The 12,126-nt window shown below is 49.8% G+C and carries 5 protein-coding genes; 1 reads left to right on the forward strand and 4 read right to left on the reverse strand.

What is annotated here, in order from left to right:
- Together ACYVGO_RS13930 and ACYVGO_RS13935 are read right to left on the reverse strand one after the other, a co-directional pair.
- On the reverse strand, positions 1 to 4,405 hold a 4,405-nt coding region (locus ACYVGO_RS13930), incomplete at its 3' end, for an Ig-like domain-containing protein (protein WP_460969788.1).
- Between the two features lie 1,581 nt (positions 4,406 to 5,986).
- Positions 5,987 to 8,236: an FG-GAP-like repeat-containing protein gene (locus ACYVGO_RS13935; protein ID WP_460969789.1), complete on the reverse strand. Its 2,250-nt coding sequence runs from the start codon at positions 8,234 to 8,236 to the stop codon at positions 5,987 to 5,989.
- Between the two features lie 133 nt (positions 8,237 to 8,369).
- Here ACYVGO_RS13935 and ACYVGO_RS13940 point away from each other — a divergent pair, with 133 nt between their 5' ends.
- A complete protein-coding gene (locus ACYVGO_RS13940; RefSeq protein WP_460970084.1) occupies positions 8,370 to 9,695 on the forward strand; it encodes a UDP-N-acetylmuramoyl-tripeptide--D-alanyl-D-alanine ligase in 1,326 nt (441 codons plus the stop codon).
- A gap of 5 nt (positions 9,696 to 9,700) precedes the next feature.
- On the opposite strand, the gene ACYVGO_RS13945 is transcribed toward ACYVGO_RS13940, so the two are convergent.
- Both ACYVGO_RS13945 and ACYVGO_RS13950 read right to left on the reverse strand, forming a co-directional pair.
- Complete coding sequence (locus tag ACYVGO_RS13945) at positions 9,701 to 10,642, reverse strand: hypothetical protein (RefSeq protein WP_460969790.1); 942 nt, start codon at positions 10,640 to 10,642, stop codon at positions 9,701 to 9,703.
- The gene (locus tag ACYVGO_RS13950; protein ID WP_460969792.1) at positions 10,642 to 12,060 is read right to left on the reverse strand and encodes an MBOAT family O-acyltransferase; all 1,419 of its coding nucleotides are present in this window, start codon (positions 12,058 to 12,060) and stop codon (positions 10,642 to 10,644) included. Before ACYVGO_RS13950 ends, ACYVGO_RS13945 begins: the two co-directional genes overlap by 1 nt.
- Positions 12,061 to 12,126: the final 66 nt, after the last annotated feature.

Here is a 12,126-nt window from a genome sequence, read left to right on the forward strand (position 1 = left end):
TGCGACAGGTGGCTGTTTGGACGTTGGCCTGATAGAGGGGTACCTCATCTTCCACGATCACCACCGGGCAGCAGGAACCATCGGGGCACTGACCCACCACGTTGCCATTGACCACTACCGAGTAGCTACCGGCCTGGGTTGCGGTGAAGGAGCTACCGGTTGCACCTGAAATGGCACTGCCATTCCGATACCATTGGTAAGTTCCCAGACCCGACGTTGCGCTGATTTCAAACCCATAGCCGGAACCTTTGCACACATGAATTGGTGGTTGGCAAGCAGCCGTGCAGCTTTGCGGAGCGGTGTAACTTACACTGGCTGTACCGCACCCACTCAGGGTGGCCGTCAGGGTGTGAACCAACCCATCCGAAATCAACCCGGTTAACGAGTAAGGCACCGAGCTTACACCACTGGCTACACTCAGGGAGATGAGTTGAGTCCCATCACTCAGTAGAATCGTACCCCCGTTGGTGTTGTTGGTCAAACTCAGTATGCCACTGACACTGTAAGTGTTGGTGGCAGACTGGCACGAGCCCGGCGTTGCCGTAACGGTTAGCGAACAGGTTGGTGCCAACTGGATATTGAGCACGGCCAGGGGTACGGTCACCGAGCAGCTCTGACTATCGGTGATGCGGATAGTGGTTGAGAAAGTGCCCGTGGCCGTGGGTATACCACTGATGAGGCCCGTGCTACTGAGTGTCAGACCCGTAGGCAGCGTTCCCCCGGCCAGCAAGAAGCTGTAGGGAGCCGTTCCGCCTGAAACCGTCAGGTTCGCGCTGTAAGCTTGTCCGACAGTGCCGACAGGCAAGCTATTGGTGGTCAAACTTATAGCGCAATATGGGGTGACCGTAATTGGCTCAGGGTCTGAATCATCCTCATCATCATTGGGGTTGGTCTTGTGGTTACCCGTTGTCACATCATTCTGAGCTGTTCCATCGTTGGTCGGATCGTTGTCTGGAGTGGAGTCCACATCCGTTCCACCCGTTGCCGAGCTGATCTCGGCGGTGTTGGTGAGCACCCCTGTCACGCCCGATCCCACCGTGAAGACGATGTTGCGGGTTACACTCTGCCCTGCTGCCAGACTGGCGATGGGGGTGTTGAGGGAGGCTTTGCCGGCGTTGGCGGTCCAGTTGGCATCGTTGAGGGTCAGCCCCGCTGGGATGTAATCACTCAGCTGCACGTTGGTGGCGTTCACATTCCCCTGGTTGTAGACGGTGATGGTGAAGGTCACACTGCTGCCCGGCGTAACCGTACCAGCCTGGCCCGTGGCTAACTTCTTGACCAGGGCTAAGTCAAATACCGGCACCGTACAGTTGGGCGAGGTAACCGTGGCGGTAGAGGTGCAGCCGTTCAGACTGGCGGTTAGGGTGATGTTGGTACCCACCGGAATGTTGCTGATGGTATTGCCATTGACGGTTCCCGCCGTTGAGGTGAGGGTTCCATTGGTGGTAACGCTCACGGAGTAAGTCTGGCCATTGGCCGAACAAACGGGCGAACCCGGTGTCAGGCCTGGGCTGGGCTTTATGGTCAGTACAATAGGTGTCCGAGTGGCTGATTTACAGTTGGTAGCCGCATTGATCGCTTCCACATAGAAGGTACCTGCCGCCGTTGGGGTGTAGCTCAGGCTGTTGGCCTGCAGCAGAGTGCCCCCCGTGGCTGCACTGTACCAGTTGGCCTGTAAGCCTGCGCCTACGGTGACGGTCAGGGCTGGAAGCGTTGTGCCCGCACAGATGCTGGCACTGCTGCCCGTGGGTGGGTTGACTGTTGGACAGGCGCAGTTAGGTGCCGTGACGGGTAGCACCGTGGTACAGCCGTTGAGGGTGGCTGTCAGAGTGATGCTGGTGCCGGCGGTGATGCCCGTGATGGTATTCCCACTGACCGTACCAGCGGTGGATGTAATGGTACCGGTGCTGGCAAAGCTGAGTGAGTAGGTGAGCAGGTTGGCGGCACAGACCACATTGCTGACGGTGAGCGTTGGGGCAGGGTTGATGGTAGCTACCACACTGAGGGCTGCACTTTTGCAGGCAGCATCTTTCACGCAGGCCACATAATAGGTGGTGGTGGCGGTGATGGCTGGGGTGGTAAAGCTGTTGCCGGTTCCGACCTGGGCGGTCAGAGCCGCATCGCTGAACCAGATGGCTGGGTAAGTCGCATCGCAACCCGTTGCCGTTAGGGTCACCGTGCCTATGCCACAACGACTGGCTGCAGTTCCCGTTGGTGTGGGTGGTGTGCAGGCCGGGGTGACGGTGATAGGTTCGGGGTCAGCATCGTCCTCGTCGTCATTGGGGTTGGTCTTGTGGTTACCCGTTGTCACATCATTCTGAGCTGTTCCATCGTTGGTCGGATCGTTGTCTGGAGTGGAGTCCACATCCGTTCCACCCGTTGCCGAGCTGATCTCGGCGGTGTTGGTGAGCACCCCCGTCACGCCCGATCCCACCGTGAAGACGATGTTGCGGGTGGTGGAAGCCCCCGCTGCCAGCGTGGCGATGGGGGTGTTGAGGGAGGCTTTGCCGGCGTTGGCGGTCCAGTTGGCATCGTTGAGGGTTAATCCCGCGGGGATGTAATCACTCAGCTGCACGTTGGTGGCATCCACGTTGCCCTGGTTATAGACCGTGACGGTGAAGGTCACATTGCTACCTGCCACTACCGTCGAGCTTTGGCCGCTGGCCAGCGTTTTCTTCAGGGCCAGGTCAAAGACGGGCACGGTACAATTGGGCGAGGTAACCGTGGCGGTAGAGGTGCAGCCATTCAGACTGGCGGTTAGGGTGATGTTGGTACCCACCGGAATATTGCTGATGGTGCTGCCATTGACGATTCCTGCCGTTGAGGTGATAGTTCCGTTGGTGGTAACGTTCACGCTATAAGTCTGGCCATTGGCCGAGCAAACGGGCGAACCTGGTGTCAGGCTTGGATTGGTACATGGCGCTGAACAGTTCGGCGAAGTAACATTAGTTGTAGTGATACAGCCATTCAGACTGGCGGTAATAGTGATGTTGGTACCCACCGGAATATTACTGATGGTGCTGCCATTGACGGTTCCCGCCGTTGAGGTGATAGTTCCGTTGGTGGTAACGTTTACCGAGTAAGTCTGGCCATTGGCTGAACAAACCGGTGCATTCGTCGCCAGGCTTGGATTGGTACAGGGCGTTGTACAGTTGGACCTCACGTTCACAGTTACTGTCCCCTGAGTACACCCTCCTCCCGAAACAGTGTAAGCGAGCTGCTGACCAGCGGCAGTACTCGGAATCGTTACACTTGAACCATTAACTCCTGAGCCTGACCACGTGAAAATTGATCCCGACGGTGGCGTACCATTTACGGAATAACTCAGATTGACAGTTTCGCCAGGGCAAACATTTACGCTCGATGCGTTAGCCGAGAGTGTACAGCTTGTCGTACACGCTCTCACATTCCACTGATAATAAGCATCTGGGCAATCTGTCGAATACCAGACCAATACACTGTAGGTTCCAGGCCCTGTGGCCGTAAAGGTAGACCCCTGACCTGCACTCGGCTCATTGCCATTCCATCCATACATGAAACCTGCGCCGGAGATAGGCGAGCTCAATTGAATACTTTGTCCAGCACAAATCGTCAATTCGGTAGTAGTACCGGTTACGCAGTTATTTGGACAATCCGTTTTCTGACTGAAGGTAAACAATTTGGTAATGGACTGACATCCATTACCAAAGGTGATATTACAATTCACACCGCCCATTGAGTTCCACGTGGTAGTTGGGCCCGTGCCGCCGTTTGTCCAGCTATACCCTGTAGCCCCTGCTGTGGTGGCATCCAGTGTTACAGATTCGGCAGGGCACCTGGCAATTGTATAGCTACCACCCTGCGGGCAAGTAGTGGGAATATAGCCACAATCTGTACTATTGGCTTCGAGTAACGCTCCCTGCGTATACCCACCCGACCCATCGCAGACTCTTCTGTATTTACTGGTGCCATTACAAATGTAGGAACTACCATCCCAGGTTCCGGCCACGCAAAACGACTGACAGGAACTATTGTTGCCCGTCTGTACACCCCAGCCCGACGAGCAGTCTGAGGCACAGGTCCAGGTGTACTGTACACCATTATCACAATAGATTTCGCCACAGGCGCGGCCACCGGCCGAGGTACATCCACCCGTTTGACAGGAACTATTGTTACCTGTTTGTACACCCCAGGCTGTACCGCTTTCACAATGCCAGGTATATTGTACGCCATTATCACAATAAATTTCGCCACAAGTGCGACCATTTACCACTTGTGCCTGTGCAAGATTGCTACACAAAAGCAAGAAAATCACCCTAATAATTAGTTGATAGCTGAAATTATTGGGGGCACTTACTTTACAGGCTATATGCCTGTCGTATCTCCACATAAAATGTGGGCTATTATGGGTAAAAAGTACGTTCATAATAGTAATAATTTAACTGAAATCATTTTTTGGCACGTAGTTTGTTTATTACATAGCAAGTAGTCGAAAGCCAAAAGCCGCATAACCAATCGTACTGAGGTATGGACTCGGGTTAATTACTCATATGTATCCTAGTTAGAATGCCAGACAGTTACTACGTTGACATAGTAGCTTCACAGCAGTAGCACCGCTACGGCTGTCGTCGTGACATTATAGAAAAATGAGTCTATGCCTCCTAGTTAAGCAGGTATAGATTACTTCATACGTGTGCGGTTTTTAAGAACCTGGTACTTGTTTCATGATTGTTTTGGGATCTGCGTTAGTTGGAATAAGGTGTCAATTCGCAGGAGAGATCGCTTGTAGGCTACCATATCTACCCTGTATGGCGAGAATAAAGGGGGCAATAAGCCTGTATGGCCTAGAGGTATGTATTTGCCAGAGAAGTAGCCAGGGGCGCATCGAGGCTGTTGAGCCAGAAATGCAACGGTTCATTTACTTGCACAAATTTCCTATAACGTATATATATAAACGTTTGTGAAATTTGCTTCTCGTAGAGTAGCATCAAAACCGCGACGTTGATTGGGAATTGGTGAAGTGTTGTTCTGGCTTCGATCTGGGTTTTATAAAAAGGTGGGCTATTGGCTTTAAGGGCATTGGCCTTGTCTACGGTCTGTATACATACCCTGTTATCCGGTCCACCTAATTCTGACTGGCATATGAATACGCCCCTGTTGTGGGTTGAAGCCATACCGGTATACCATAGTACATTGGCAGCTTCTTGAAGAGCTGTGCTGATAGTCGGTGGGGTATTTAATTTAGCTCTGCAACTTAAGGGAAATCCGACTAGTAGTGGTATATAAAGGGTCCATTGCATAAGTTCTTGTGGCTTTGTTAAATGAAAGCAAACAAGAACAATGCGACAAGTAGAATCCTGCACAACAAAATGCAATCCTATACCGTCAAAGCGGCATCAATATCTCTCTATAGAGTGACAAAAAAAGTTATTGGGTAAGGAATGCTTTACAAAGCTGAACCAGCTACTCATCTAGTACGCCTTGAATGACGAGAGAAGCGTATTTATGGAAACTGTCAATAATCGGGCAAAAAATAATATCTTAAACAATTAAATAGAATCCTAAAGAACAATTTTAAGTACTTGTGCATTTGGTAAGCATGTTACTTCGGGCAAAGTTTGGCTGTCGGTGCTCAGTATCGAACTGGCTCTGATCGGATTGCTGAGTGCTGTGGCCATCCTCCGCCAACGTAGTTGCGCTACCAACATCTATAATGTGAGTGGCGTGTTGCGTTTGACCAACAATAGTTCCACTGAATGGGCAATCAGGCTTATTCAAACTCGGTAGGCCACAGTCGTACAAGGTTCACATCACGTATGGGCTGGGTTGCTGTGAGAATATGTTTCAGACTAATTGCGGTTGCCCATGACTTAGTGTGTGCCCTTCTTCATCAAACGGGTTAGTTAATGCGCCTTTTTTTATTTATAACTTTAGTGTATTTCATGGTAAGAGCTGTGCCAGTGTACACTGGCACAGCTTCCGTTTTTTAAGGGTTGTATCGCGGTTGTTATTTCCAGACAACCACTTTCTGTATCTGTGCCGCATGATTATCGGCCATGAGTCGCAACAGATACGTGCCATCGGGTAGACCACCGAGATCAAGAATGGTATCGGTATCAGCCGAAACGGGTTGGGTTGGCAGCATGCTTTGACCTGATAAGGAAAGTACTTCTACGCGACCTGTGAAGGGCGGGCGTACAGTCAGGTAGCGATCGGTTGGATTTGGAAACGCCCAGGGACCCGTTGGTTCTTCGGGTACATCGGTAACCACTACTTTCTTGGACGTATTTTTTAGGTAGCGAAGTCCACCCGCAATACTACCCAGCATCAGATCAGGCAGCTGATCACCATCCAGGTCGGCGGCAGCGGCAACAAGGCCCATACCCGGTAAGCCGATGGAAGACAAGGAGTCGATCAGTGTAAGGGATTGGTTGACCGGGTCGGGGAATTGATAAACCCGAACGGTACCATTCGCAGCCGCCAGGACCAGTTCATTTTTCTGATCGCCGTTTAAGTCGGCTACCACAATAGAACGGGCCTTTGCGTAAATATAATCGTCGGTAGTAATACCCCCGAACGTCTGGTTTTGCAGCTGAAAGCTGGGGCTGGTTGCTGTTCCGGCATTTCGGTAGTAAAGAATTGTACCATAGTTATACCGGCCAATCAAAAGGTCCGGCTTACCATCCCGATCAACATCCGTTACGGTGAGTAGATCAAGCGGGGCCATCAGATCCGGTGTAGGCCATCGTATAGCACTGCTAAGGTTATATTGGGCTGGCGCACCTTTAGCAGCCGAGTTGATCAATACCCGAATTTCAACCGCCTGCGCAGATGTTCCCGTTAAAACAAGATCCATACTGCCATTGGCATCAACATCAACAAATGAAGGAACGGTATTAATCAGCGCAAGTGATTTGGCAATGCCCAGATAATCCGTTGTAACAAGCACAAACGCTGGATTCTGGGTCGTACCCTTATTCTCGAATTGCCAGATGCCAGCTCGGTAAGCGGAGCCCAGGCCAGTTCCGCCATACCCAACGAGCATGTCCATATCACCATCGCCATCCAGATCCGCCAGCGCTGGAGCAGCTCGCTCACCCAGATCAAGCATATCACTTTGCAGGAAATCTTTCTGAACTAACTGGAAGTTCGGTTTTTGGCTTGTTCCCGTGTTTTTATAGAACCAGCCCGATGCCCGAAAATCGAAGGCATAATTGTCGTTTGCATTCACATTGGGCGATGCCAGTAAGTCCTTCTGACCATCGCCATCTACATCCTCGAAAAAAGTAGCAGGGAAAGCCGGAAACAGAATCGGCGTGCTGGCAGGAAACAGGCTGTCATAACTCGTGAAATTCGCTTTGTCGCTGTTGGGGCCTGCATTACGCAGCCGGGCTATGTTTTCGCAACTTACAAAACCGAACAACAGATCTTTATTCCCATCGCCATCCGTATCGACCACCGTGAGTGTGTTACCCGTATGCATGGGCCGTGCCCCGCTCGGTTTAACGGGACTGGCAGCTACCCGTCCCGATCCATCGCACGTAAAGCCAAAGGTAAAATCATTACAGAACTCCTTCCGAAAGTGGCCCCAGCATAAATCACCGGTGCGTTGAAAGTCCAGGCCACCTTTTAGGCCTGTCCGTTCAAAACTCATGTTTTGCTGGTAGGCTAATATGTTACCGTCTGCATCGAAGGTGATAATATCCACATCGCCATCATCGTCATAGTCGGTAATGGCGGGGATATCGGTGCCGCCAACGTACAATTGAATTCGGCTTCCGCTCAGGCCTAGCGTCATCAACGGATCGGCGGCTACTTTGAACACAACCTGCCCATTCTGCGATTCATTGTGAAACACCCGGACATTCCCAGCTCCGTAGGTAAACAGATCTTTTCTGCCGTCGAGATCATAATCGACCAGCAATAACCAACTGTACAGGATCCTGGGGAACGCCGTTTCGTATTCTGGGGCATATTTCCAGGCGATTCCGCTGCCGGTTGGGTTGTCAATTGCCAGGAATGTACTGACCTTGTTTGTGGATCGGTCAAACACCACGAGGTCGTCCCGGGCATCGTCATTTAAACGAATGGTCGAGTACTGGGTTGTGTTTAACCCACCCGCCCAGGGGTTTATTAATACTTTGTTACTTACACTAATTGTTGGACTTTGATCGTACCGAAAGGCAATGGCTCCGGCAGATTGCCCATAGTTGAGCAATGGGCTGAGCAAAAAACAAAGCGTAAACAGCTTTTTCATCTAATTTTGGGCGATTTTAAACGCAAAGAGCGTGAAGGTTACGCGAAGGCCGCAAAGTAAAATTTTAGTTGCGCCCTTCGCGTCCCTTGTGTTTAAATCTTTCATTGAAAACGAAGAAACTGTTCCGAATGTGATGAATACCATCGAACAACTATACCATAAATTTCAGGAATGCACGGGTGTTTCGACCGATACACGCCGAATTACCCCCGATTGCCTGTTTGTTGCCCTCAAAGGGGATAAGTTTGATGGGAATCAATTTGCCGGGCAGGCTCTGGCAGCGGGTGCCCGCTATGCACTGGTTGATGACCCCGCCGTTGCCGCCCGCGATCAGGAACGCTGTTTGCTCGTTACTGACGGGTTAACAGCCTTGCAGGACCTGGCTCGCCACCACCGTAAAACATTTGGCTTTCCAGTTATTGGTCTAACCGGCTCCAATGGCAAGACGACTACAAAAGAGTTAATGGCGGCTGTATTGTCGAAAAAATACCAAACCTATGCCACTATCGGCAATCTGAATAATCATATTGGTGTGCCACTAACCTTGCTCGCTATTACTGAGCAGTATGAAATGGCGGTTGTTGAGATGGGTGCGAACCATCAGAAGGAAATTGAACTCCTTTGTTCCATTGCCCAACCTACGCACGGTTTGATTACCAATGTTGGCAAAGCGCATCTGGAAGGTTTCGGGGGAATTGAGGGTGTTCGAAAAGGCAAAGGCGAATTGTATGATTACCTGATTCAGAACGGTCAAACGGTCTTTATCAATTCGCGCGATAAAACCCTGACCGCCATGTACCGCGAACGACTGAAACATCACCGTCCGGAGGCTGTCTTTGCCGAAGCTATCTTCTATCCCGCTGTGGATTCACCCAACGAGCCGATTGAATTAGTGCAGGAGTCGCCCGTTGTTGTTTACCGTGATTCAAACGGTCAGGAAATAACAACCCATCTGCCGGGGCGATATAATTTCGAGAACATGATGGCGGCACTGGCAATCGGCGATTATTTCGGTATATCGCCCGAAGAGGCCAATCGCGCTATTGCGGATTACAATCCAACCAATAACCGCTCGCAGGTCATTACCAAAGGCACCAATACGGTGTTGCTCGATGCGTATAATGCCAACCCCAGTTCAATGTCGGCGGCCATTCGCCAGTTTGCCGCTACGCCGGCCAAACGCAAAGTGGTGATTTTAGGTGATATGTACGAACTCGGCGACGAAACTGAAGCGGAACATGCGGCACTGGGGAAACTCATTGCCGACAGCCAGTTTGACCTGGTCATTCTGGCTGGCAAAGACATGCACTACGCCCTGGGCTATCTGCCGAAAGCCTACTATTTTCCTGATAAATTTTCGTTACACAACTGGCTCATGGACAATCCTATGAGCGATACGCACGTATTGGTGAAAGGCTCCCGGGGCATGAGTTTAGAGACCGTCGTGCCTTTTATTTGACTCTATTATCTAGCTATCTCCGTACCCATTTGTCCACTATCCTTATGCGGGGTAAAGGGAGAGGATATAGGCGCTATGTGATGAGACAAGGTAGCCGCTCCTTCTAGGTGATTGACATGCTGAGATAGGTAGGCCGTATACCGAATAATTTCGGGTTGAGTTAGGTGGACGCCATCATTGGTCTGATATAGGCCAGTTGGTAAGTCAATCTTAGCATAGGGGCTGTCCCCAAACCGATTGTGTAAATACTGGCGTATCGTTGAGGTAAGTATATGATTTTGGATGCGGGGATCCGTAGGCATTTCGAAGAAGATTATCTTGGCACCATGATGTCGTAATGGTTCAATGTATTGGTAAGCAAGCTCTACGTTCGCTTTTAGGGCTGAGTCTGACGGGATTCGCTCCAGGGCTACTAATTGTTCCTGAACGGCTTTTTCATAAAACGCCGTGTCGACAGGTGTACCAAGTCCACTGGTAGATTCGGGGTGTTGATCATAGAGAATTGACTTGACTACGGCTACAGGCTGATATTTCTGGCGAAGAAACGGAAAGTACGTAGTAAGAAATTGCCAGCCCGGCTCGTCAAATTGGTTAAGTAAACCAAACCTATAGCCTCTTGCCAGCGTATTCAATTCTACGTAAACCAGCCGGGGCCAATGTTCCCCTTTTTGAATAATGTGTAATCCATCGAGCGATGACAAACCTGACATGGCTAAGTTGTAGCACCGCCCTGGCAATCTATCTGTTATAAGCCGTTCACTCATTGATGAGCCTACTAAAATGGTATCATGAGGGCTATCGATCTGATACAGATAATCTTCGACCTTCACTATATTCTCCTGTGCAGTGGTCTGTCCGATAAGCGTAAAACGATTGCCAAAACTACTAATCAGCAGGGTGTAGACTAGTAATAACAATAGTGTAGATAGTAGGGATTTTTTGATCATCAGAATTGAAAGTAAATGAATGTCCCTCCAGATCCGCTATTTGTTATAATCATGAACAGCATCAGTCCGTAGCTAATAAATTCCCCGCGAGACCAATTCATGCGAATACTTGGAAGGTAATTACCAAACAGATAATATAGATGGTAGGCAATTACGGGCAATGCATAAACCAGTATAAGCATAATCGATATTGGATTCGTTGGCTTGTGGGTATTTAGGAGAATGGCCTGAAGGTAAGCTACCACATGACTGAAGTTAGGTAGCTTAAAGAGCAGCCAGGCCAGGGTAACAAATACAAAGACCCATACACCTTTCACGAGCTTGGCTAGTGCTGATTTGGGAATCAACCGGCCTTTATCAGTCAGAAATCGCTCGGTAGCCAGTGCGAGCCCATGTGCCAGTCCCCAAATGGCGTAGCTCCAGGCGGCTCCGTGCCATAAACCACCCAGCACCATTGTAAGGAGCAGGTTCACATAAGTTCGGGTTGCGCCATGGCGATTACCACCTAGAGGAATGTAGAGGTATTCGCGCAGAAAACTTGATAAAGAAATATGCCAGCGTCGCCAAAAGTCGGAAAACGAACTGGAGATGTAGGGGAAATTAAAATTGATTGGAAATTGATACCCAAACAAGCCCGCAAGACCCAGCGCAATAAGCGAATAACCGGCAAAATCAGCAAAAATCTGGATTGAATACCCAAAGAGTAAGGTGACCAATGTCAGCGACGACATATTTTCAAAATAAGGGTAGGCAATCGTAAATGTGTGATCTTTCAGATTGTCGGCAATCACCATTTTTAGGAAATAGCCCAATACCAACGATCGAAAGCAATACTCCCATCGAACTTCATGGAGGTATTTGGTCTTGATCTGGGGCAGGAAATCATGTGCTTTTACAATTGGCCCTGACACGAGTTGCGGAAAAAAAGCCTTGAAAAATAAGACTGTTTCGGCATGTTTAAGAATATTTCGGGCGATTAATGATCGGTAGCTGGCTACATGGCGGTTGCGGTAGGTGTCGACAACCAGACTAATACCCTGAAAGGTAAAGAACGAAATTCCGATTGGAAGGGGTAAAGTGACGAGCCAGACCTCCACGTCCGAATTGGCCGGTAGAAAACTGTGAGCGAGTAATGGACTATATTTGAAGAAACACAAAATGGCCAAATTCGCAACGACTCCGCCCGTTGCGAATCGCTTTTGGGAGCCAGGTGGGCCATAGACGACGTAGTAGCTGGATATGATATTAATGGTCACAGATAGCAATAGCAACCATAGCAGATTAAGCTGATTATACCCATAGAACGTTAAACTGGCTATAATCAGAATTAGTACCTGCCATCGTCGAAGAACAGGAAAATAGTACAGCCCAAATGTTATCAGAGCCAGAAGAATAAATTGGGGGCTGGTAAACAGCATGGATTATGTAAGAGTAAAAAAGATACAAAGATACGCTGGTGTGTTTTTTTTGACAACAGCTTCTTG

The organism is Spirosoma migulaei, from assembly GCF_054776855.1.